General features: G+C 74.1%; 22 protein-coding genes. 13 read left to right on the top strand and 9 right to left on the bottom strand.

The window, feature by feature from the left end; translation table 11 throughout:
* Positions 1-243: 243 nt before the first annotated feature.
* On the bottom strand, positions 244-1,218 hold the full coding sequence (locus OO48_RS30590; protein ID WP_033222192.1) for an NADP-dependent oxidoreductase: 975 nt from the start codon (positions 1,216-1,218) through the stop codon (positions 244-246).
* A gap of 137 nt (positions 1,219-1,355) precedes the next feature.
* Here OO48_RS30590 and OO48_RS30585 point away from each other — a divergent pair, with 137 nt between their 5' ends.
* Entirely contained in the window at positions 1,356-1,931 is a 576-nt protein-coding gene (locus OO48_RS30585; RefSeq protein ID WP_033222190.1) for a TetR/AcrR family transcriptional regulator, read from the top strand.
* 70 nt (positions 1,932-2,001) lie between these two features.
* On the opposite strand, the gene OO48_RS30580 is transcribed toward OO48_RS30585, so the two are convergent.
* Both OO48_RS30580 and OO48_RS30575 read right to left on the bottom strand, forming a co-directional pair.
* The gene (locus OO48_RS30580; RefSeq protein WP_033222188.1) at positions 2,002-2,406 is read right to left on the bottom strand and encodes a MerR family transcriptional regulator; all 405 of its coding nucleotides are present in this window, start codon (positions 2,404-2,406) and stop codon (positions 2,002-2,004) included.
* Positions 2,403-3,464: a helix-turn-helix transcriptional regulator gene (locus OO48_RS30575; RefSeq protein WP_081952505.1), complete on the bottom strand. Its 1,062-nt coding sequence runs from the start codon at positions 3,462-3,464 to the stop codon at positions 2,403-2,405. Before OO48_RS30575 ends, OO48_RS30580 begins: the two co-directional genes overlap by 4 nt.
* A gap of 118 nt (positions 3,465-3,582) precedes the next feature.
* Here OO48_RS30575 and OO48_RS30570 point away from each other — a divergent pair, with 118 nt between their 5' ends.
* The 7 genes from OO48_RS30570 (at position 3,583) to OO48_RS30540 (ending at position 9,794) form a co-directional block, all read left to right on the top strand.
* On the top strand, positions 3,583-4,170 hold the full coding sequence (locus tag OO48_RS30570; RefSeq protein WP_081952504.1) for a DinB family protein: 588 nt from the start codon (positions 3,583-3,585) through the stop codon (positions 4,168-4,170).
* Between the two features lie 145 nt (positions 4,171-4,315).
* The gene (locus OO48_RS30565) at positions 4,316-5,230 is read left to right on the top strand and encodes a sigma-70 family RNA polymerase sigma factor (protein WP_033222186.1); all 915 of its coding nucleotides are present in this window, start codon (positions 4,316-4,318) and stop codon (positions 5,228-5,230) included.
* A 19-nt stretch (positions 5,231-5,249) separates the two neighbouring features.
* Positions 5,250-5,918: an NAD(P)-dependent oxidoreductase gene (locus tag OO48_RS30560; RefSeq protein ID WP_033222184.1), complete on the top strand. Its 669-nt coding sequence runs from the start codon at positions 5,250-5,252 to the stop codon at positions 5,916-5,918.
* Between the two features lie 55 nt (positions 5,919-5,973).
* The gene (locus OO48_RS30555; protein WP_033222183.1) at positions 5,974-6,930 is read left to right on the top strand and encodes a GlxA family transcriptional regulator; all 957 of its coding nucleotides are present in this window, start codon (positions 5,974-5,976) and stop codon (positions 6,928-6,930) included.
* Between the two features lie 149 nt (positions 6,931-7,079).
* Positions 7,080-8,078: a type I glyceraldehyde-3-phosphate dehydrogenase gene (gap, locus tag OO48_RS30550; protein WP_033222182.1), complete on the top strand. Its 999-nt coding sequence runs from the start codon at positions 7,080-7,082 to the stop codon at positions 8,076-8,078.
* Between the two features lie 292 nt (positions 8,079-8,370).
* The gene (locus OO48_RS30545) at positions 8,371-8,949 is read left to right on the top strand and encodes a SigE family RNA polymerase sigma factor (RefSeq protein WP_033222181.1); all 579 of its coding nucleotides are present in this window, start codon (positions 8,371-8,373) and stop codon (positions 8,947-8,949) included.
* Positions 8,946-9,794: a hypothetical protein gene (locus tag OO48_RS30540; RefSeq protein WP_033222179.1), complete on the top strand. Its 849-nt coding sequence runs from the start codon at positions 8,946-8,948 to the stop codon at positions 9,792-9,794. The genes OO48_RS30545 and OO48_RS30540 overlap by 4 nt, the downstream gene beginning before the upstream one ends.
* 11 nt (positions 9,795-9,805) lie before the next feature.
* Here the strand turns inward: OO48_RS30540 and OO48_RS30535 are convergent, their stop codons facing one another.
* From OO48_RS30535 to OO48_RS30520, 4 genes are all read right to left on the bottom strand, one after another.
* Entirely contained in the window at positions 9,806-10,192 is a 387-nt protein-coding gene (locus OO48_RS30535) for a hypothetical protein (protein WP_051733168.1), read from the bottom strand.
* A gap of 135 nt (positions 10,193-10,327) precedes the next feature.
* Positions 10,328-11,107 carry an ABC transporter permease gene (locus OO48_RS30530; RefSeq protein ID WP_033222178.1) on the bottom strand — a complete coding sequence of 260 codons (780 nt, stop codon included), beginning with the start codon at positions 11,105-11,107 and terminating at the stop codon, positions 10,328-10,330.
* Positions 11,104-12,093, bottom strand: coding sequence for a daunorubicin resistance protein DrrA family ABC transporter ATP-binding protein (locus tag OO48_RS30525; RefSeq protein WP_033222177.1), 990 nt, complete (start codon positions 12,091-12,093; stop codon positions 11,104-11,106). Before OO48_RS30525 ends, OO48_RS30530 begins: the two co-directional genes overlap by 4 nt.
* A 90-nt stretch (positions 12,094-12,183) precedes the next feature.
* The gene (locus tag OO48_RS30520) at positions 12,184-12,855 is read right to left on the bottom strand and encodes a DUF4097 family beta strand repeat-containing protein (protein WP_033222175.1); all 672 of its coding nucleotides are present in this window, start codon (positions 12,853-12,855) and stop codon (positions 12,184-12,186) included.
* A gap of 248 nt (positions 12,856-13,103) precedes the next feature.
* Between OO48_RS30520 and OO48_RS30515 the strand changes: the two genes are divergently transcribed.
* Positions 13,104-13,835, top strand: coding sequence for a helix-turn-helix domain-containing protein (locus OO48_RS30515; protein WP_033222174.1), 732 nt, complete (start codon positions 13,104-13,106; stop codon positions 13,833-13,835).
* Positions 13,836-13,853: 18 nt separating this feature from the next.
* Here OO48_RS30515 and OO48_RS30510 read toward each other — a convergent pair whose 3' ends face one another.
* A complete protein-coding gene (locus OO48_RS30510; RefSeq protein ID WP_033222173.1) occupies positions 13,854-14,546 on the bottom strand; it encodes a DUF6882 domain-containing protein in 693 nt (230 codons plus the stop codon).
* A gap of 310 nt (positions 14,547-14,856) precedes the next feature.
* On the opposite strand from OO48_RS30510, the gene OO48_RS30505 reads away from it, so the two are divergent.
* The 3 genes from OO48_RS30505 (at position 14,857) to OO48_RS30495 (ending at position 17,324) form a co-directional block, all read left to right on the top strand.
* Positions 14,857-16,197, top strand: a complete 1,341-nt coding sequence (locus OO48_RS30505) for a cellulase family glycosylhydrolase (RefSeq protein WP_033222172.1) — start codon at positions 14,857-14,859, stop codon at positions 16,195-16,197.
* A 276-nt stretch (positions 16,198-16,473) separates the two neighbouring features.
* The gene (locus OO48_RS30500; RefSeq protein ID WP_033222171.1) at positions 16,474-16,701 is read left to right on the top strand and encodes a DUF397 domain-containing protein; all 228 of its coding nucleotides are present in this window, start codon (positions 16,474-16,476) and stop codon (positions 16,699-16,701) included.
* A gap of 233 nt (positions 16,702-16,934) precedes the next feature.
* Positions 16,935-17,324 (top strand): VOC family protein, encoded by a 390-nt coding sequence (locus OO48_RS30495; protein ID WP_033222170.1) that lies wholly within the window; start codon positions 16,935-16,937, stop codon positions 17,322-17,324.
* A 42-nt stretch (positions 17,325-17,366) separates the two neighbouring features.
* Here OO48_RS30495 and OO48_RS30490 read toward each other — a convergent pair whose 3' ends face one another.
* Complete coding sequence (locus OO48_RS30490) at positions 17,367-18,263, bottom strand: helix-turn-helix transcriptional regulator (protein ID WP_051733171.1); 897 nt, start codon at positions 18,261-18,263, stop codon at positions 17,367-17,369.
* Between the two features lie 206 nt (positions 18,264-18,469).
* Between OO48_RS30490 and OO48_RS30485 the strand changes: the two genes are divergently transcribed.
* Positions 18,470-19,402: a LysR family transcriptional regulator gene (locus OO48_RS30485; RefSeq protein WP_033222169.1), complete on the top strand. Its 933-nt coding sequence runs from the start codon at positions 18,470-18,472 to the stop codon at positions 19,400-19,402.
* The last annotated feature ends 7 nt before the right edge of the window (positions 19,403-19,409 follow it).

Genomic DNA, 19,409 nt, shown 5'->3' with positions numbered 1-19,409 from the left:
CGTGCCGGTGACCCTACCGCCGAGTAGCTCCACTGCCCAGGCCCCGGGCACCGGGCGAGGGGGACGAGGCGGGACGGCCGCGCCCTGCGGCTACCGCCGGAGGGTCTCCGGCCGTCCGGTGCGTGCGCGGCGCCGGGGCCGAACAGGTGGCCGTGGCTGGTGCCCTGTCCGACCCGGACTTCCCGGTGGTGGCGTTGTGGCGGGAGCGTCGGGGGAGCGGTGCGCGGGGCCCCGCGCGGGTGTTCAGTCGGCGACGTGCAGGACCAACTTGCCGCGCAGGTGGCCCTGTTCGGCGCGGCGGTGGGCGGCGGCCGCCTCGGCGAGCGGGAACACCTCGGCGATGGCGACCCGGACGGCTCCGGAGACCACCAGGGCGTCCAGCTCGGCGAGGTCGGCGCCGCTCGAACGGACCTGCCAGATGCGCTCGTTGAACACCAGGCCGAGTTCGTCGACGGCGTGCTCGGTGCGGTAGTCGCCGAAGTAGACCGGGGCGACCCGGCCGCCGCGCCGCAGCACCGGGAGCAGGCGGTGGGCGTCCGGGCCGCCGACGGCGTCGAACAGCAGGTCGGCGTCCCGCACCGCGTCCGCGACCGGGCCCGCGGTGTAGTCGACGAAGCGGTCGGCGCCCAGGTCGCGCAGGAACCGCTCGTGGCGGCCGGAGGCGACCGCGACCACCTGCCCGGCGCCGCCCGCCTTGAGCAGTTGCAGGGCGAGGTGGCCGACGCCGCCGGCCGCGCCGTTGACCACGGCGGTGATGCCGGGCGCGGGGCGCAGGCGGTGGTTGAGGTACTGGTGGGCGGTCAGGCCGGCCATCGGGAGCGCGGCCCCCGTCACGTGGTCGATGGAGTCGGGTAGCCGGGCCAGCTGGTCGTCCGGGACGGCCACGTACTCCGCGTAGCACGCGCCGCGGCCGGGGAACTTGACCAGGGCGTGGACGCGTTCGCCGACCTGCCGGTCGGAGCCCGGGCCGGTGGCGACGACGGTGCCGGAGACGTCACTGCCCGGGATCAACGGCAGCGCGGGGGACGGGCGGTGCTCGGGCGGGATGTTGCGGTAGCCGGTGCGGGCGTACCAGTCGAGCGGGTTGACGCCCGCCGCGTGCACCCGGACCAGCGTCTCGCCCGGGCCGGGCGCGGGGCGCGGCACCCGTTCGCGGACCAGCACCTCGGGTGCGCCGAAGGCGTGCAGGCGCACCGCCCACATGGTGTCGACGGTCATTCGTGTCTCCCCTCCGCGGCCGGCCGGAACTGCTTCCGCGGACCGGACGGCGCCGCCGTAGAATCCGGAGCACCGCTCCGGAAGCTGTTGGAAGTTTAAGCGGAGCACCGCTCCGAATGTCAACGACGGGATGAAGCATGGCTGTTGATCCGACCGCCCGGGTGCCCCGCGCGGACGCCAGGCGCAACCGGGACCGGCTGCTGGAGATCGGCGCGCAGGTGCTCGCCGAACAGGGAGCGCAGGCCTCGCTGCGGGACGTCGCCCGGCGGGCCGAGGTCGGGCTGGGCACGCTCTACCGGCACTTCCCCAGCCGGGAGGCGCTGCTGGAGGCGCTGCTGGCCCGGCGCTTCGACCGGCTGGCGCAGCGGGCCGAGGAGCTGGCGTCGGCCGCCGCCGACCCGGCGGACGCCCTGGTCGACTGGCTGCGGGAGTTCCGCGCCGGCGCGGGCGCGTACCGGGGCCTGCCGGAGGCGCTGCTGGCCACCCTCCGCGACCCGGCCTCGCCGCTGCACGCGAGCTGCACGGCGATGCGGGAGGCCGGGGGCGGACTGCTGGCCGCCGCGCAGCGGGCCGGACGGATCCGGGCGGACGTCACCGGTACCGACGTCTTCGCCCTCGCCAACGCGGTCAGTTGGGCCGCCGATCAGGCGCCGGCGCTGGCCGAGCGGCAGGAGCGGCTGTTCGAGGTGGTGGTGGACGGGCTGCGGACCTGAAGGAGGGCGGGCGGGCGGGTGGTCCGGCCGTCGGGTCGGCTGGTCGGCTGGTCGGTTGGCCGTTGGCCGTTCAGCCGGTGGTTCCGTCGGTGGTTCCGTCGGAGGCGAGGACGCTGCGGTAGTAGTCGATCTTGTCGCGGAGGTGGGTGCGCTGGCGTTCCAGCAGGGCGATCTGGTCGTTGACGGCGGTGTCGTGCCGCTCCAGCAGCTCGATCCGGCCGAGCAGGCTCTCCGGCCCCTCGGCGCGGGCGAGTTCGGCGTAGCGGCGCATGTCGGCGATCGGCATCCCGGTGTCGCGCAGGCAGCGCAGGATGCCCAGCCAGCCCATGTCGTCGGGGCTGAACCGGCGGTGCCCGCTGGTGGCGCGGGTGATGGAGGTGAGCAGGCCGATCCGTTCGTAGTAGCGCAGGGTGTCCAGGCTGAACCCCGAGCGTTCGGCGGCCTCGGCGGGAGTGAGCAGCTGCTGAGTCGTCACCGCTCCGATTCTGCCTGGTGGTTGGCGGCGGCACGGCGGGGGCCCGGGCCGGACGCCGGCGGTGGGGGGGTGTCCGGGGCCGACGACGGCGACGGACCGGGGCCGGTGGAGCGGAGGAAGCGTTCGCCCCAGGAGGTCAGCAGGGCGGCGAGTTCGGGCGGGGAGACCACCCGGAAGTCGGCGTCCAGCGAACCGAGCGCCATCGCGGGCCACTCCAGCGAGTCGGCGTTCATCAGCACCCGGCTGCGTCCGGCGTCGGCCTCCTCGACCTCGGCCCAGCGGCCGATCCTCTCCCGGACCTGCCGCGCGGGAGCCTCGACCAGTGCCTCGACCCGGTGCGGGCGGGGCTGGCCCTGGAGCCCGGCCCGGACGAACTCGGCGGCGTCGGCGGCCGGGAGGGTGCGGGGCAGGAAGCGGGCGCCGGTCGGCTCGGGGGCGGCGAGGCGGTCGAGGCGGAAGGTGCGCCAGTCCTGCCGGGTGAGGTCGTAGGCGACCAGGTACCAGCGGTGCCCGAGCCGGACCAGGCCGTGCGGCTCGGCGTGCCGCTCGGTGGCGGCGCCGTCGGCGGCCTCGTACCGGAAGCGCAGCCGCTCGGTGTCCCGGCAGGCCAGGGCGACGGCGGTCAGGGCGTCCGGGTCGATCGGGGAGGCGGTGTCGGTGCGCCAGTTCGCCGGGACGGTGACGGTGCGCAGCGCCTCCACCCGGCGGCGCAGCCGGGCCGGCATCACCTGCACCACCTTCGCCAGCACCCGGACGGAAGCCTCCGCGATGCCCTCCACCGCGTTGTCGGCCGCCGCCTGCAGCCCGACGGCCAGTGCGACCGCCTCCTCGTCGTCGATCACCAGCGGGGGCAGCGCGGCCCCCGCGGCCAGCTGGTAGCCGCCGTCGACGCCGCGCCTGGCCTCGACCGGGTAGCCGAGCTCGCGCAGCCGGTCGACGTCGCGGCGCAGGGTGCGGGCGGAGACGCCGAGGCGGGCGGAGAGTTCCCCGCCCGCCCAGAAGCGGTGGGACTGGAGCAGGGTGAGCAGCCGCAGGGTGCGGGCACTGGTGTCGGCCATGGTTCCCATCCTCGCGCCATTGCGGACGGAAAGTGGCCGCAATGCTCCGTAACGTGGAACACGAAGCGAGCAGGACAGCGCACCGCGCACCGCGTACCGCGACCGGAGAGGCGACACCATGAGCACCGAGACCGTCAAGACCGCCCAGACCGCCCAGACCGCCGACGGCCAGTACCCCGCCGCCGACGTCGAGGGCCTGAGCGGCGAGCGGGCCGACCTGATCGCCGAGCTGCGCGCCATCCGGCACTTCCTGCGGCTGACCGCCCGCGACCTCGACGACGAGCAGGCCTCCCGCCGCACCACCGTCAGCGAGCTGACCATCGGCGGCCTGATCAAGCACGTCACCTCGGTGGAGCGGACCTGGGCGGCGTTCATCGCCCTCGGCACGTCGGCGCTGCCCGACTTCGACGCCATGACCGAGGCCGACTACCGGGCCCGCGCGGACGAGTTCCGGCTGCTGCCCGGCGAGACCCTGCTCGGCGTGCTGACCGCGTACGAGGCGGTGGCCCGCGGCACCGACGAACTGCTGGCCGGCCTGGACGACCTGGACGTCTCGCACCCGCTGCCCTCGGCGCCCTGGTTCACCCCCGGCGCGAGCTGGTCGGCCCGGCGCACCGTGCTGCACATCATCGCCGAGACCGCCCAGCACGCCGGGCACGCCGACATCATCCGGGAGGCCCTGGACGGGCAGAAGAGCATGGGCTGACCCCCTCCGGGCCCATCGGGAAGAGGTCCGTGCCGCCGACGGCGGCACGGACCTCTTCCCGTTTCCTCCGGCATCCGTGTCACACCCGGGCGGCACTGCCACTCTCGGGATGCAGCCGGAAGACGAAGACGGAGGAGGGGACCCGATGGACGAGGCCACCGAGGTGTTCACCGAACACCGGGAGTTGCTGTTCTCGATGGTCTACAACCTGCTGGGCACGGTCGCCGACACCGAGGACGTCCTGCAGGAGACCTGGCTCGCCTGGTCCGGCCGGCAGCGTTCCGCCGACGCCGGACCGGTCCTGCACCCGCGCGCCTACCTGGTGCGCGCCGCCGTGAACACCGCGCTGGCCCGCCGCACCGAGATCAGCCGGCGGCGGGAGAGCTACTTCGGGCCCTGGCTGCCCGAACCGCTCGTCGCCCCGGCCGGGACGGCCGCGACCGAGACGCTGGAGGACGCGGGCGAACGGGCCGAGGCGGTGTCGATCGCGCTGCTGGTGGTGCTGGAGACGCTCACCCCGCTGGAGCGCGCCGTCTTCGTCCTGCACGAGGTCTTCGGGTACAGCCACCCGGAGACCGCCGGGATCCTCGGGCGCAGCCCCGCCGCCGTCCGCCAACTCGCCCACCGGGCCCGCGAACACGTCCAGGCCAGGCGGCCCCGCTACCGGGCCGACCCGGCCGTCCGGCGGCAGGCCACCGAACGCTTCGCCGCCGCCGTCGGCGGCGGGGACCTCGACGCGCTGCTGCGCCTCCTCGCCCCCGACGTGACGCTCTGGGCGGACGGCGGCGGCAAGGCGACCGCCGCCGGAGCCCGACCGGTGCACGGCCGGGAGAAGGTCGCCCGGCTGCTGGTCGGCAACGCCGACCGGGCGCAGGGCGTGCGAGTGCGGTGGGCCACCGCCAACGGGGACCCGTCGGCGGTGCTGTTCATCGGCGAGGCCCCGTTCGCGGTGCTGGTGCTGGACCTCGCGGCGGACGGCGAGCAGGTCACGGACATCTACTTCGTGACCAACCCCGACAAGTTGCGCGGCGCGAACTCCGTCGCGGTGGAAGAGAACTGAGAGAGCCGAGGAGAGAACGATGAAGCTGACCGTGGTGGCCGCGTCCGGAGGGATCGGACGGCAGGTCCTGGAGCAGGCGGTGGGGGCCGGGCACGAGGTGACGGCCGTGGTGCGGGATCCGGGGAAGCTGGGGGACGTGGGGGTCCGGGTGGTGCGGGCGGACCTGGCGCGGGCCGGGGCGGGGGAGCTGCGCGAGGCGGTGGCCGGGGCGGACGCGGTGCTGTCCGGGCTCGGGGCGGTGGGGAAGGCGGGCGTCGGGGTCGCCGAGGCCGGGACGCGGGCGCTGGCGGAGGCGATGCGGGAGGCCGGGACGCGGCGGCTGCTGGTGGTGAGCGCCGCGCCGATCGGGACGGTGCCCTCGCCGGCCCGGCCGCACCCGCCGCGGCACGACCCGGGCGAGGGGACGGTGATGCGGTACGTGCTGACGCCGATGGTGAAGCGGGTGCTGCGCGCGCACTACGCGGACCTGGCCCGGATGGAGGACGTGGTGCTGGCCAGCGGCCTGGACTGGACGGTGCTGCGCCCGCCCCGGCTCACCGACGGGCCGCTGACCCGCGACTACCGGGTCGCGTACGGGCAGAACCTGCGCGGCGGGTCGAAGGTGTCGCGGGCGGACGTCGCGCACTGCATGCTGCGTTCGATCGGCGACCCGGACACCGTCGGGCGGATACTCGGCATCGCGAACTGATGTCGCACACCCGGCGCGGCGACGGCACGGCGCGGACGGAGCCTACGCTGAGGGGATGTCAGCCCCTCGCCTGCGCCGGGTGGCCGTGCTGGTCCTGGACGGCGCCAAACCGCTCGATGTCGGGATCCCCGCGCAGGTGTTCTCCACCCGGGGCAGCATGCCGTACGAGGTGCGGGTGTGCGGGGCGGCGCCGGGGCTGGTAGCGGGCGGGGACGGGCTGTCGTACCACGTGGCGCACGGGTTGGAGGCGCTGCGGTGGGCGGAGTCGGTGTTCGTGCCCGGCTACCGGCACCCCGACCGGGACGACCCGCCGCCCGCCGTGGTCGAGGCGCTGTGCGCGGCGCACGACCGGGGGGCCCGGTTGGCGGCGATCTCCACCGGGGCGTTCGCGCTGGCCGCCACCGGGCTGCTGGACGGCCGCCGGGCCACCACGCACTGGCACTACACCCGGGCGCTGGCCGCCAAGTACCCGAAGGTGCGGGTGGACGAGAACGTGCTGTTCGTCGACGAGGGCAGCGTGCTCACCTCGGCGGGCGCCGCGTCCGGCATCGACCTGTGCCTGCACGTGCTGCGCGGCGACCTCGGGGTGGCCGCGTCCAACCACACCGCGCGCCGGCTGGTCGCCGCGCCGTACCGCAGCGGCGGCCAGGCGCAGTACGTGCCGCGCAGCCTGCCCGAGCCGGTCGGCGAACGGTTCGCGGCCACCCGGGAGTGGGCGCTGCACCGGCTGGACGGCCCGCTGACGGTGCGGACGCTGGCCCGGCACGCCGCCGTCTCGCCGCGCACCTTCTCCCGCCGCTTCGTCGAGGACACCGGCTACACCCCGATGCAGTGGGTGTTGCGGGCCCGCGTCGACCTGGCCCGTGAGCTGCTGGAACGTTCCGAGCACAGCGTCGAGCGGATCGCCGCCGAGACCGGCCTGGGCACCGGAGCGAACCTGCGCGCGCACTTCCAGCAGATCCTCGGGACCACGCCCAGCGAGTACCGGCGGACCTTCGCGAAGGGCGAATGAGGCGCCTTCCCGGCTTGGCACGATCCTTGCGAACCGTGGCGCGGGCGCCACTGCCGCTGGCCCTGCCGGCGAGCGACAGTGGAGTCACCACCCCGCAGGAACACCCTGCGGAAGCACCGCGCAAGAGCCGCAGAGAAGGGCAACCACCCATGACCCGCATCGCCGTCAACGGATTCGGCCGCATCGGACGCAACGTGCTGCGCGCCCTGCTGGAGCGCGACAGCAAGCTGGAGGTCGTCGCCGTCAACGACCTGACCGAGCCCACCGCGCTCGGCCGGCTGCTCGCCTACGACACCACCTCGGGCCGGCTCGGCCGCCCGGTCACCGTCGAGGGCGACACCCTGGTGGTCGACGGCCGCCGGATCAAGGTCCTCGCCGAGCGCGACCCGGCCGCCCTGCCCTGGGCCGAGCTCGGCGTCGACATCGTGCTGGAGGCCACCGGCCGGTTCACCTCCGCCACGGCCGCCCGCGCCCACCTCACCGCCGGCGCGAAGAAGGTGCTGGTGTCCGCCCCGTCCGACGGCGCCGACGTCACGCTGGCCTACGGCGTCAACACCGAGGCGTACGACCCGGCCGCGCACACCATCGTCTCCAACGCCTCCTGCACGACCAACGCGCTCGCCCCGCTGGCCGCCGTCCTCGACGGGCTCGCGGGCATCGAGCACGGGTTCATGACCACCGTGCACGCCTACACCCAGGAGCAGAACCTCCAGGACGGCCCGCACCGCGACCCGCGCCGGGCCCGCGCCGCCGCCGTGAACATCGTCCCGACCACCACCGGCGCCGCCAAGGCGATCGGCCTGGTGCTGCCGCAGCTGGACGGCAAGCTGTCCGGCGACTCGATCCGGGTGCCGGTGCCGGTCGGCTCGATCGTCGAGCTGAACACCACCGTCGCCCGCGACGTCACCCGCGAGGAGGTGCTCGCCGCCTACCGCGAGGCCGCGGCCGGCAAGCTGGCGGGCGTGCTGGAGTACTCGGAGGACCCGCTGGTCTCCTCCGACATCACCGGCAACCCGGCGTCCTCGATCTTCGACTCGGAGCTGACCCGGGTCGACGGCCGCCACGTCAAGGTGGTCGCCTGGTACGACAACGAGTGGGGCTTCTCGAACCGGGTCATCGACACCCTGGAGCTGCTCGCCGCGAGCTGACGCCACGCCGCACGGGGCCCGGACCGTTCCCAGGAACGGTCCGGGCCCCCGTGCGTCACGCGCCCAGCAGGCCGACCGCGTTGCCGTCCGGGTCGGTGAACACCGCCGGGCGGTCGCCCCCCTGACCTCCTTCCTCGGCGCCGAGCACGTCACCGCCTTCGGCCTGCCGGAGCAGTGGGCCCGACCCGCCACCGGCGGGTGGCCCGCGGGCGGGGCGCCGGGCCGACGCCACCCGGAGCGGAACGGTGCGGCGGATGACAACCTTTCCCCGGGGCCCGGGCGTCTGGTCGGTGTGAGCCGAGAAACCGAGGACGACGCCTACGCCGATTTCGTCGCGACCGCCTGGCCCCGGCACCTGCGCACCGCGACGCTGATCGCGGGCGACCGGTACCGGGGCGAGGAGCTGCTCCAGGACTGCCTGGTCAAGCTGTACGTGCGCTGGCGACGGATGCGGACCGACGATCCGCACGCCTACCTGCGGCGGATGCTGGTCAACAACCAGATCAGCTGGTGGCGGCGTCGCCGTCGGGAACTGCTCATCGCCGAACCGCCGGACGGGCCCTCCGGCGGTGCGGCGGGGCCGGAGGCCGCCGACGAGCTGTACCGCGCGCTGCGCGAACTCCCGCTCAGACAACGGGCGGTGGTCGTGCTGCGGCACTTCGAGGACCTGACGGAGAAGGACACCGCCGCGGTCCTCGGGTGCTCGGTCGGCACCGTCAAGAGCCAGCACTCCCGGGCGATGGCCCGGCTGCGCACCGTCCTGGCCCGGAACCCGTCCGGGGACGAGGACCCGTCCGGGGGCCCGGCGGGGAACCACGCGCCGTACCAGCCGAAGAACCGATCGAAGAACCAGGAGAGGGTCACCCGATGAACGACACCGAGCACCAGGAGATGTCCCGCGCGCTGCGGGACCTGGCCGACCGCCACGGCCCCGCCGGGCCCGCCCCGGTCACCGAACTGATGCACCGCGGGCGCCGCCGCCGCGGGCTGCGCACCGCCGCCGTCACCGGCAGCGTCGCCGCCGTCGCCGCGGTCGCGGTGTTCGGCGGGATCGCCCTCTCGGGCGGGCCGGCCACGACCGTCGCGGGCCCGGCCGGTCAGGGCACCGCGTCCGCGTCCGCCTCCGTGTCCGGATCCCCTGGCAGTGCGGTTCGGCCGGGGCCGACCAGCGGGGCGGAGATCGCCACGCTGCTCAAGGACCGCTTCCCGCAGGGCTACCGGGCGGACGGCGAGCCGTTCGTGATCGAGGACAGGGCCGCCGACCTGAGCCTGATCGAGAAGCAGCTCACCGAGGAGCAGAAGAAGCTGGCCGTCGAGCAGGGCCGGCTCCCCGGGCGGCTCCTGGGCGGCGATGAGATCGGCGCCGGGTACACCGTCGTCAAGGGGTCGAGGACCGGCACCGTGCAGCTCACCATCGACCGCGGGACGGGCCACCGGGCACCGGCCACGTGCGACACCGAGGGCTGCAGCATCACGAAGCAGCCGGACGGCAGCACCGTGGTGCTCTACCTCCCGCCCGCCGCGGTGGGCGGCCAGCAGGTCTGGCAGGCGACCCTCTACCGCGCCGACGGCACGATGGTCGTGGCCGGGTCGGGCACCGTCCCGCTGCCCGGCCACGGCCAGGACCTGTACGCCGGGCCGCCCGTGCTGGACGGTCAGCAGCTCACCGCGCTCGTCCTCGACCCGGTCTGGGGGCAGGGGGCGTCGAGCCAATGATCCGGGGCCGGTCAGAGCCCCGACTCCCACCAGCGGTGGGGCGGGCCACCGGCCGGAACCAGGTACCGGCGGCGGAGGATCTCCTCGTCCAACACCCGTACCAGCAGCAGTAGTTCACGTGCCGCACGAGTCGGCAGCGCATGCACCGCCCGCTCCGGGACGTCCCGCGCCTCCGCGGGCTCGGGGCAGCAGGCCGGTTGACCGCAGCGGTCCCGGTAGAGCGGCGGCAGGCTGAGCCCGGGCGCCCGGGCGATCGACTCCCAGCGCCGCAGCGCCACCTCCACGGCACCCGCCTCCCACCGCTCCCGCTCCAGTCGGGCCGGCGCGGCGTGCGCCGGGCCGGACAGCCGGCCGATCCGCGAGTACCCGCGCGGCGGGCCCCAGCCCTGCGGCTGCACCCGGAGATCCGAGGGGCGCCTACGCGGCACGGCCCTTTCGACGGCTCGTCATCCCTCCACCTTGTCGGACACCCGTGGTGCCGGACAAGCGGTTTGACGTGCCGTCGAAAGGGCCGGGGCGGTGCGGGAAGGGAGTTACTTCGGGTCGCGGTCGAACTGGGCGCGGGACCAGCGGTAGCCGAGGACGGTGAGGGCCGCGCACCACAGCAGGGCGATCCACCAGTTGTTGCCGATGTGGGTGCCGAGCAGCAGGCCGCGCAGCGTCTCGATGGCCGGGGTGAACGGCTGGTACTGGGCGATCGGCTGGAACCAGCCGGGCATCGAGTGCAGCGGGACGAAGGCGCTGGAGATCATCGGCAGCAGGATCAGCGGCATCGCGGCGTTGCTGGCGGCCTCCGCGCTGGGGCTGCCCAGGCCCATGCCGACGGCGATCCAGGTGAGCGCCAGGGCGACCAGGACCAGCAGGCCGAACGCGGCCAGCCACTCCAGGGCGCTCGCGTCGTGCGAGCGGAAGCCGATCGCCACCCCGACCGCGCCGACCAGCACCACGCTGGCCACCGACTGCAGCACGCTGCCGGCCACCCGGCCGAACAGCACCGAGCCGCGGTGGATCGCCATGGTGCGGAACCGGGCGACGATGCCCTCGGTCATGTCGGTCGCCATCGACACGGCGGTGCCGATCACGGTCGAGCCGATGGTCATCATCAGGATGCCGGGCACCAGGTAGGTGACGTAGGCGGAGCGGCCGAGGCCGCCGCTCATCGCACCGCCGAAGACGTAGACGAACAGCAGGAGCAGCATCACCGGGGTGAGCAGCAGGTTCAGGGTGAGCGACGGGTAGCGCCGGGCGTGCAGCAGGTTGCGCCGCAGCATGGTGGACGAGTCGCGGACGGCGAGGGCGAGTTGGCTGCTCATCGGGCGTTCTCCTCGGCAGGGGCCTTGGCGGCGGTGTCGGTGGCGGTGGGCTGGGCGGGGACGGCGGGGGCACCGGTCAGGGCGAAGAAGACGTCGTCCAGGTCGGGGGTGTGGACGGTGAGTTCGTCGGCCTCGACGCCGGCGCCGTCGAGGCGGTCGAGGACGGAGCGCAGGGCGCGCTGGCTGCCGTCGCTGGGCACGCTCAGGGCGAGCGCGTCGTCGTCGCGGGCGGCCTCGGCGAGCGCGGCGGCGGCCGAGCGGTAGGCGGCGGGGTCGGTGAAGCGGAGCCGGACGTGGCCGCCGGGGACGAGCCGCTTGAGTTCCTCGGCGGTGCCCTCGGCCGCGATCACGCCGTCGTGCAGGACGGCGATCCGGTCGGCGAGTTCGTCGGCCTCCTCCAGGTACTGGGTGGTGAGGAAGACGGTGGTGCCGTCGGCGACCAGCTGCCGGATGATCTGCCACATGCCGTGCCGGCTGCGCGGGTCGAGGCCGGTGGTGGGCTCGTCCAGGAAGATGATCCGGGGGTTGCCGACCAGGGTCATCGCGATGTCCAGGCGGCGCTTCATGCCGCCGGAGTAGGTGGAGGCGGGCTTGCCGGCCGCCTCGGTGAGGTCGAAGCGGGCCAGCAGGTCGGCGGCGACCCGGTGGCCCTCGGCCTTGGGCAGGTGGTGCAGGTCGGCCATCAGCAGCATGTTCTCGGTGCCGGTGATCAGGCCGTCGACGGCGGAGAACTGCCCGGTGACGCCGATCGCGGCCCGGACCTTCTGGGGCGCGGTGGCGAGGTCGTGGCCGCCGACGCTGACCTGGCCGGCGTCGGGGCGGATCAGGGTGGAGAGGATCTTGACGGCGGTGGTCTTGCCGGCCCCGTTCGGGCCGAGCAGGGCGAAGACCGTTCCGGTGGGGACGGCGAGGTCGACGCCGTTCAGGACGGTCTTGTCGCCGTAGGACTTGCGCAGCCCGTTCGCCGCGATGGCCAGGCCGGTCATGGGGTGCTCCCTGTGGGTGTGGGGGTCGGTGCGGTGCGGGTCGGTGCGGTGCGATGCGGGGCGGTGCGGTTGCTGCGGCGTGACGGTCGGTCAGGCGATGGTGCGGGCGGAGACGTCGCCGTACGAGGTGGTGGCGCGGATGGTGACCGCGGGCACGTCGTCGGCGTTGCGCAGCGCGTTGTGGACGCGGCCGTGGCCGGTGCCGGCGTCCAGCGAGGCGGAGACGCCGCGGGCGACGCCGACCGAGATGGAGCCGGACTGCGTGGTCAGTTCGAGCCGGCCGCGCACCGCCTCGGCGACGGTCAGGTCACCGCGCTGGGTGCTGAACCCGCCGGGGCCGGTGAGTCGGCCCACCTCGATGTCGCCGTCCTGCAGGGTGAGGCTGGCGGAGGCCGCCTCGTCGAGCTTCACGGCGCCCCGGGCGCTCTCGAACGAGACGGCGCCGAGCCGTCCCACGCCCCGGAGTTCGGCGTCCGCGCTCTTCGCCTCGACCTTCGAACCGGACGGCAGCTGCACGGTGACGTCCAGCGCGCCGGTCTGGCCGAGCAGGCGGTGCGCGTTGGAGCGGGTGACGATCCGCAGCACGCCGTCGGCGTAGCCGACCTCGGTCTGCTCGACGGCCTTCGCGTCGCGGCCCTTCCCCGGGTCGGCGGGCCGCAGTTCGACCACGGTGTCGGTGCGGTCGGCGGCGATGAAACGGACCAGGCCGGCCGGGACGTCCAGGACGACGGTGATCGGGGCGGGGGTGTCGAACTTCTGCATGGTGTGCTCCTGGTGACTGCGGCCCGTTGTGCGCCGCTTCGTTTCTGACAACGGAAACGCTACGTTGCATTCATGGATTGGGCAACGCACTTGTTGCAATCAAAAGGCAGAGCCGCAGGTCAAGGTAGCGAAATCGTTGCAACGTTCAGTCGCCTAACGCAACGTCAGTCAGCGCGTTCGTTGCAATGGAATGAGGATGAACGCTATGCTGGGTGTGGAAGTGCCACACACCGCAGAAGGGGGCCCCGATGCCGGGAGGCAGGCTCACCCAGCAGGAGCGCCAGCAGATCGCGCTGGGCCTGGCCGACGACCTCGCCTACGCGGAGATCGCCCGCCGGATCGACCGTCCGACCTCCACCGTCACCCGCGAGGTCATGCGCAACGGCGGCCCCGCCGGCTACCGGGCCGACCTCGCGCACCGCGCCAGCGAGCAGCGGGCCCACCGCCGGCCCGCACCGGCCCGCGGCCCGCGCTCGGCCGACCGCCCGGCCGACGGGCGCGACCCCGAGGCGATGGCCGGCTTCGAGGAGGCGATCACCACCGTCTTCATGCAGTCCGGCATGAGCCGGATGCCCGCCCGGGTGCTGGCCGCCCTGCTGCTCACCGACTCCGGCAGCCTGACCGCCGCCGAACTCTCCGAGCGCCTGCAGGTCAGCCCGGCGTCGGTGTCCAAGGCCGTGACCTTCCTGGACGAGCAGACGATGGTCCGCCGGGAGCGCGACGAGCGCCGCCGCGAGCGCTACCTGGTGGACGAGGAGCTCTGGTACCAGTCCGCGGTGGCCAGTGCCCGCGCCAACACCGCGGTGGCCGCCACCGCCCGCCAGGGCGTCTCCGTCCTCGGCTCGACGACCCCCGCCGGGGCGCGGCTGGAGAACGTCGCCCGCTTCCTCGACCACCTCTCCGAGGTGCTGCTGCGCGCCGCCGAGCAGGGCCGCGAGGTGCTCTCCAGCAAGCCTGCGGAGTGGGCCGAGGAGGAGTGAACTCCGGTCGCCCAGTGCTCAGTTGGCGCTGAGCGCACCGTCGACGGAGGCGATCCTCCCCAGCGGGTCGAACGACACCCGGACGGTGTGCCCGCCCGGCAGTCGGGCGGTGATCGCGTCCGGCTCCTCGGCCGCCGGCGCGCCGTGGTGCCCGAAGTAGCCGCGCACCACGGCGCGGGCGTCGTGCCCGAACAGCCCCGCGCCGGTCAGCAGCATGCGCGGCACGGTGACCGGTTCGAGCGGCGCCGGCCGGAGCGCCGGGTCCTGCGGCACGAAGTACACCCGGGTCCCCGGCCCGGCCGCCCGCCCGATGTAGCCCGGCGCGCCGAGCACGCCCATGCCGGTGAAGGCCAGTGCCTCGGCCGCGTGCCCGGGGTCCGCGAAGCCGGACAGGTCCACCTCCGGTTCCGCCAACTCCGTTACGCCGTGCGCCCGTCCGAACTCGGCGACCCGGGCCGAGGCGGCCGCCACCGGCGCCCCGGCGAAGCCCGGATTGGCCCAGCCCCACAGCCACGACCGGTCCGCCTGGTCGAACGTCCCGAGCAGCCCGACCCGCAGCGTCAGCCCGCCGCTCTCGTAGACGCCCCGCTCCAGGTCGGCCGTCCACGGCGCGTCCGGCAGCACGCGGCCCAGGGCCTCCAACTGCTCTGCGCCCCGGGCGGCGTGGTGCTCGGCGACGCGGAGGAAGGGTTCGCTGAAAGTCGTGGTCACGCCGCCAGCCTAGCGAGGCCGAGCGAATTGACGGAGAGTCAGTTTTTTGATGCTTGACCGTTTTACTTAACGACTGTTGCTGCATGCTTAAATCATTGGCTGGCATGTGGAATTAATCGGTTAAGCGCAAAGCATTGACCGAGTGGGTGTGGCATGCCAGGATCCCGCAGACAACGTTGCCAAGACCTTGTCGCCGCAGCCCGCCCGCGCTCCCTCCACCACCCGCCCGGCCACCCCCGCCCCCTCGGGGTGACGGCCTGCGGCGGGGTGTCGGGCCGGCCGCGCCCCACCCCCCACCCAGAGGAGTGTCATGGAAAAGCCGCCGAGCCGCAGGGCGCTCACGGCTGTCGGCGCGGCAGTCGCCGCCGTCTTCGGCCTGCTGTTCTCCGTCTTCGGGTTCACCCCCGGCAGCGCCGAGGCCGCCACCTCCGGCATCCACGTCAGCAACGGCCGCGTCTACGAGTCCAACGGCAGCCAGTTCGTCATGCGCGGCGTCAACCACGCGTACGCCTGGTACCCCAGCCAGACCACCGCGATCGCCGACATCGCCGCCAAGGGCGCCAACACCGTCCGCGTCGTCCTCAGCAACGGCGACCGCTGGACCCGCACCGGCACCGCCCAGATCTCCGCGCTCATCAACCAGTGCAAGGCCGCCAAGGTCATCTGCGTGCTGGAGGTGCACGACACCACCGGCTACGGCGAGGACGCCGCCGCCACCACCCTCGACCGGGCCGCCCAGTTCTGGGTCGACAACAAGAGCGCGCTCGACGGCCAGGAGAACCACGTCGTCGTCAACATCGCCAACGAGCCCTGGGGCAACAGCGGTTACACCGCCTGGACCGCCGCCACCAAGAGCGCCGTCGCCAAGCTCCGCAGCGCCGGCATCCACCACGCCCTGATGGTCGACGGCCCGAACTGGGGCCAGGACTGGTCCAACACCATGCGGGACAACGCGGCCTCGGTGCTCGCCTCCGACCCCGACCACAACACGATCTTCTCGATCCACATGTACGGCGTCTACAACACCGCCGCCAAGGTGCAGAGCTACCTGAACGCCTACACCTCGGCCGGACTGCCCATCGTGGTGGGCGAGTTCGGCGCTCAGCACAGCGACGGCGACCCGGACGAGGACGCCATCATGGCCACCGCCCAGGCCCAGGGCATCGGCTACCTCGGCTGGTCCTGGAGCGGCAACGGCGGCGGCGTCGAGTACCTGGACCTGGTCGACAACTTCGACCGGAACTCGCTGACCGCCTGGGGCAACCGCCTCTTCAACGGCGCCAACGGCATCGCCGCCACGGCCAAGCGGGCCACCGTCTACACCGGTGCCACACCGACCGCGTCCGCGTCCGCCCCCGCCTCCCCGTCCGCTTCCGCTTCCGCTTCCGCCTCTCCTGCGCCGAGCAAGGCGCCGAACGGGTACCCGTACTGCGCTTCGGCCTCCTCCGACCCGGACGGTGACGGCTGGGGCTGGGAGAACAGCGCCTCCTGCGTGGTGCGCGGCGGCAAGGCCGACACCGGCGCCACCGCCACCACCGCGCCGAACGGGTACCCGTACTGCGCGTCGGCCTCCTCCGACCCGGACGGTGACGGCTGGGGCTGGGAGAACAGCGCCTCCTGCGTGGTGCGCGGCGGCAAGGCGGACCACTGATCCCGTCGCCCTGACCCCCACGCCCCGACCCCCACGAGGCCCGCCCCCGCCCGCTCGACCGGGCGGGGGCGGGCCGCCGTCGTCCACGGGCGCACTCGCCGCCCATCTCCCGTGCGGCCGGGCCCGGTTGGGTCAGCGGATCGTCAAGTTCCAGGTTCGAACGGCCTTCACGGGTGTGCGCCGCGGTACCGGAGGGCAGTCTCTCCCTTCGTACGGGGGCGACGACGCTGTCGGCCGCGCTTCGGCGGCCGCACGGATGGCAAAGGAACGCGAGTGATGCACACCGATCGGGACAACACGGACCTGAGCCGCGCCGCGTGGCGGAAGAGCAGTTTCAGTGGCTGCCAGGGCAACTGCGTCGAGGTGGCCGACGGCTTCTCCACCGCCGTTCCCGTCCGCGACTCGAAGGACCCGGACGGTCCGGCCCTGCTGTTCCCGGCCGGCGCGTGGGCGGCGTTCGTCGCCGGGGTGAAGGCGGGGGAGTTCGGCGCCGGGGGAGCGTGACCGGGCGCCGGCGGGGCCCGGTACGCCGGGCGTCGCCGGGCGGGCCGCCGGGCTCCTCGGGGAGTCCGGACCGCTGCAGGTGGGCTCTCCCGCCCTCGGCGGTGCGGCCGGAACCCCCGCCGACTGCCGTTGACCCGCCGGGTGGACGGGATTAGGGTCTACGGCGACATCGCGTGCCGGTCACCGTCCGGGTGAGGCATGGAGGTGTCGGGACATGCCTTCGGAGGCATTCCTTGCCAGTCGAGTTGAACCACACGATCGTCCACGCCCGGGACAACCGGGAATCCGCGGAGTTCTTCGCGAGCCTGCTCAACCTCGAGATCACCGCCGAGTGGGGGCCGTTCATCGCGGTGGCCCTGAGCAACGGCGTCACGCTGGACTTCGCCACCGTCCCCGCCGACGGCATCACCCCTCAGCACTACGCCTTCTTGGTCTCCGAGGAGGAGTTCGACGCGGCGTACGCGCGGATCCGGCAGCGCGGCGTGGAACACTACGCCGACCCACAGCGGAAGCAGCCCGGCACGATCAACCGCAACGACGGTGGTCGCGGCGTGTACTTCATGGACCCGGCGGGCCACGCCATGGAACTCATCACCGTGCCGTACGGCGGCTGGACCTCGTAACCGCGTCCACCGAGGGCCCCGCCCTCGCGGACGGTCGCGGTGTCACCGCCGGGCGTTCTCGTCGCCCGAGTCCGGAGGCGGGGCCTGGCGGTGGCCGCGGTGGGCGGTCTCCGGGCCGAGCCCGCGCAGCCGTTCCAGCGCGTCGAGGCTCGCCGAGCCGGGTGGGGGCGTGAACAGGCGCAGGCGCTGGTCGGCGGCCTGGGTCTGGAGCAGCTCGTAGTCGAACTCGATCGGGCCGACGGCCGGGTGGAGGACCCGCAGGCGGCTGGTGCGGCGGACGGCGACCTCGTGGTGCTGCCAGAGGGCGGCGAACTCGGGGCTGGCGGTGGTCAGTCGGTCGAGCAGGGCGCGGGTGGGCGGGTCGAAGCCGCGGCGGGTGGCGGCGACCCGCAGCTCGGCGACGTGCAGGCGGCCGAGCGGGTCGCGTTCCCCGGCGGGGTAGGCCTCGCGGACGGACGGCTCGGTGAACCAGCGCCAGACGATGTTGCGGTCCGGTTCGGCGACCGTGCACACGCAGCCGAACAGGGCCTCGGCCGGGGCGTTCTGGGCCAGCAGGTCGCCGAGGTCGGTGAGCAGTTGGGCGGGCGTGTCGCCGAGCCGGTCGAGCAGGTAGCGCAGGGCGGGACGGACGTGCCGGCCGGCGGTCGGGCCCTCGGGCGGGCGGTGGCCGGCGAGCAGGTGGAGGTGATCGCGCTCGTCGCCGGTCAGTTGCAGGGCGCGGGCGAGTGCGGCCAGCAACTGGGGGGAGGGCTGGGAGCTGCGGGCCTGTTCGAGCCGCATCACGTAGTCGGCCGACACGCCCGCCAGCTGGGCGAGTTCCTCGCGGCGCAGGCCGGGCGTGCGGCGCCGGGGTCCGTCCGCGAGCCCGACGTCCTGCGGGCGCAGCCGCTCGCGGGAGCGGCGGAGGAAGTCGGCGAGCCCCGTCCGGTCCATCTGCATGCCGTCCATCCTCCGCTCCCGGTGCGCGGGCCGCAGCGTTCCGGCGGATCCGGAGATCCAGAAGTCCGGAGATCCGGAGGCGTCCGGACGGACGCGAGGGCGACGCCGCACAACCATGCGTTGTGCGGAAGCGGGGCTGCGGCGGGTGATTGGGCGGATCTTGCGCCGAATCCACAATCGACAGTTGTTCGCTAGGCTGTCCCGTCATGGACCTCGAAGCCGTGCGCACCTACGTCGCCGTCGCGGAGGCCGGCCAGTTCCAGATGGCCGCCACCGACCTGGCGATCACCCAGCAGGCCGTCTCCAAGCGGATCGCCGGGCTCGAACGGGACCTCGGCGTCCGGCTGTTCGCCCGCACTCCGCGCGGGACCGAGCCCACCGTCGACGGGCAGGCCTTCCTGCCGCACGCCCGCGAGCTGCTGCGGGCCGCCGAGCGGGCCGCCGCCTCCGTCCGGCCCGGTGCCCGGCCGCTGCGGGTGGACGTGATCAACTCGCGGGGCGCGGCCTCCCGGCTGATGCGGGAGTTCCACCGCGCCCACCCGGGCGTCGAGTTGGACATCGTGATGCTGCTCGACATCGACAGCGCCGTCGCCGCGATCCGCTCCGGCAGCGTCGACGCCTCCTTCCGGGCGGTCACCGCGCCCGGCCGCCCGCTGCCCGAGGACCTCACCGCCACCCGGGTCGTCGACGAGCCGCTGCACCTGCTCACCGGCCCCGGGCACGCCCTCGCCGCCGCCCGCGCGGTGCCGATGGCCGAGCTCGCCGGCCACCGGATCTGGATGCCGGGACTGCTGGCCGGCAGCGAGTGGGCCGCCTACTACGAGGCACTGGCGGGCGAGTTCGGCCTGACCATCGAGTCGACCGGCCCCAACTTCGGTTCCGACGCGCTGCTCGACACCATCGCCGACACCCCCGCCCTGGCCACCTTCATGGGCGAGGACACCCGGCTGGTCTGGCCCACCGGCCACGGCCTGCGCCGGATCCCGGTGACCGACCCCGTCCCGGTCTACCCGCACTCGCTGCTGCACCACCGGGACAACCCGCACCCCGCCCTGCCGGCCCTGCACGCCTACCTCGCCGCCGCGGCCGCGACGGCTCCCGCCGGGGCCTGGGTCCCGCCGTGGACCCCGATGCGTTGAACCGCCG

Origin of the sequence: Kitasatospora phosalacinea, from assembly GCF_000716545.1 — a bacterium.
GTDB lineage: Bacteria > Actinomycetota > Actinomycetes > Streptomycetales > Streptomycetaceae > Kitasatospora > Kitasatospora phosalacinea.
The sequence above is the reverse complement of the archived record's forward strand: the minus strand, read 5'-3'. Positions and strand labels throughout refer to the sequence as shown.

What these genes read in the sequence shown, in the direction of transcription:
- OO48_RS30560 (WP_033222184.1), top strand. Translation starts at nt 5,250, where the DNA reads ATGAAGCTGACCGTGGTGGCCGCGTCCGGAGGGATCGGACGGCAGGTC.
- OO48_RS30500 (WP_033222171.1), top strand. Translation starts at nt 16,474, where the DNA reads ATGCACACCGATCGGGACAACACGGACCTGAGCCGCGCCGCGTGGCGG.
- OO48_RS30485 (WP_033222169.1), top strand. Translation starts at nt 18,470, where the DNA reads ATGGACCTCGAAGCCGTGCGCACCTACGTCGCCGTCGCGGAGGCCGGC.
- OO48_RS30585 (WP_033222190.1), top strand. Translation starts at nt 1,356, where the DNA reads ATGGCTGTTGATCCGACCGCCCGGGTGCCCCGCGCGGACGCCAGGCGC.
- OO48_RS30555 (WP_033222183.1), top strand. Translation starts at nt 5,974, where the DNA reads ATGTCAGCCCCTCGCCTGCGCCGGGTGGCCGTGCTGGTCCTGGACGGC.
- OO48_RS30570 (WP_081952504.1), top strand. Translation starts at nt 3,583, where the DNA reads ATGAGCACCGAGACCGTCAAGACCGCCCAGACCGCCCAGACCGCCGAC.
- OO48_RS30520 (WP_033222175.1), bottom strand. Translation starts at nt 12,855, where the DNA reads ATGCAGAAGTTCGACACCCCCGCCCCGATCACCGTCGTCCTGGACGTC.
- OO48_RS30575 (WP_081952505.1), bottom strand. Translation starts at nt 3,464, where the DNA reads ATGGCCGACACCAGTGCCCGCACCCTGCGGCTGCTCACCCTGCTCCAG.
- OO48_RS30540 (WP_033222179.1), top strand. Translation starts at nt 8,946, where the DNA reads ATGAACGACACCGAGCACCAGGAGATGTCCCGCGCGCTGCGGGACCTG.
- OO48_RS30525 (WP_033222177.1), bottom strand. Translation starts at nt 12,093, where the DNA reads ATGACCGGCCTGGCCATCGCGGCGAACGGGCTGCGCAAGTCCTACGGC.
- OO48_RS30515 (WP_033222174.1), top strand. Translation starts at nt 13,104, where the DNA reads ATGCCGGGAGGCAGGCTCACCCAGCAGGAGCGCCAGCAGATCGCGCTG.
- gap (WP_033222182.1), top strand. Translation starts at nt 7,080, where the DNA reads ATGACCCGCATCGCCGTCAACGGATTCGGCCGCATCGGACGCAACGTG.
- OO48_RS30590 (WP_033222192.1), bottom strand. Translation starts at nt 1,218, where the DNA reads ATGACCGTCGACACCATGTGGGCGGTGCGCCTGCACGCCTTCGGCGCA.
- OO48_RS30490 (WP_051733171.1), bottom strand. Translation starts at nt 18,263, where the DNA reads ATGCAGATGGACCGGACGGGGCTCGCCGACTTCCTCCGCCGCTCCCGC.
- OO48_RS30505 (WP_033222172.1), top strand. Translation starts at nt 14,857, where the DNA reads ATGGAAAAGCCGCCGAGCCGCAGGGCGCTCACGGCTGTCGGCGCGGCA.
- OO48_RS30565 (WP_033222186.1), top strand. Translation starts at nt 4,316, where the DNA reads ATGGACGAGGCCACCGAGGTGTTCACCGAACACCGGGAGTTGCTGTTC.
- OO48_RS30530 (WP_033222178.1), bottom strand. Translation starts at nt 11,107, where the DNA reads ATGAGCAGCCAACTCGCCCTCGCCGTCCGCGACTCGTCCACCATGCTG.